This is a genomic window from Roseateles sp. P5_B10, from assembly GCF_056400485.1.
In genome coordinates, this window is record NZ_JBFULE010001251.1 from 1 (window position 1) to 1057 (window position 1057).

Annotated in this window: 2 protein-coding genes; both read right to left on the reverse strand. The window is 66.9% G+C overall.

Annotated features, from left to right (window positions below; all coding sequences use genetic code 11):
- A partial coding sequence (locus AC1DU6_RS32515; RefSeq protein ID WP_477862363.1) for a DMT family transporter occupies positions 1-754 on the reverse strand: 754 nt, incomplete at its 3' end.
- On the reverse strand, positions 754-1057 hold a 304-nt coding region (locus AC1DU6_RS32520), incomplete at its 5' end, for an SRPBCC family protein (RefSeq protein ID WP_477862365.1). The genes AC1DU6_RS32520 and AC1DU6_RS32515, both read right to left, overlap by 1 nt.

The following is a 1057-nucleotide window of genomic DNA, read 5'->3' on the forward strand; positions in this document are numbered from 1 at the left end:
AGATGAAAGAGAACACGATGCCCAGGTATTGCAGGCAGGCGTTCACCAGCGGGCGGCCGATGGAGTAGGCGCGCGTCAGGCAGACCTGGGCGGTGGTGGCCAGCACGCCGACGGCGAGGAGCAGGAAGGCGCCCCACAGCGTGTGGCTTTGCAGGCCGCCCTGGGTCACGGCAGTGATGACGGCGCCGGCCAGGCAGCCGCCCACCGAGAAATAGAAGACGACGCGCAGTTCGGGCTCACCGGCGCGGCCCAGGGCCGTGACCTGCAGATAGGCCATCGCGGCGATCATGCCCGACAGCAGGCCGGCCAGGCCGTACCAGAGCTGCTGCTGGTCCAGCGTCGGGCGCAGGATCAGCGCGACGCCGACGAAGCCCAGCAGCACCGAGGCCATGAGCCGCCAGTCCAGCCGCTGGGCACCCATCAGCACGGCGCCGCCGAGCAGGAAGAGGGCCATCCAGACCGAGGACATGTAGTTCAGCGTCATCGCCGTGGCCAGCGGCAGGTGGCTGATGGCGTAGAACCACAGGCACAGCGAGGTGACGCCGGAGATGCTGCGCCACAGGTGCATGCCGGGCAGGCGGGTCTTGAGGCTCAAGCCCTGGCGGTGCGACAGCAGGGCCATCATCACGGAGCCGACCAGGCCGCGGTACATGACGATCTCGCTGGCCGCGTAGAACTCGCTGGCCAGCTTGACGCAGACGCCCATGGTGGCGAACAACAGCGTCGCCGCCACCATGAGCACTGAGGCCGGCATCAGAGAGGAGCGCCGATCTCGTTGCGGAACCATTCATGGAAGTGCTGCATGCCGTCTTCCATCGGGCTTTGATAGGGGCCGGTCTCGTTGTCGCCGCGCATCATCAGCGCCTTGCGGCCGGCATCCATGCGCTCGGCAATCTCGTCATCTTCCACGCAGGTTTCCATGTAGGCGGCCTGGTGGGCCTCGACGAAGTCGCGCTCGAAAGCGGCGATCTCCTCGGGGTAGTAGAACTCGACGAGGTTGACGGTCTTCTGCGGCGACACCGGGTGCAGCGTCGACACGACCAGCACATGCGGGTAC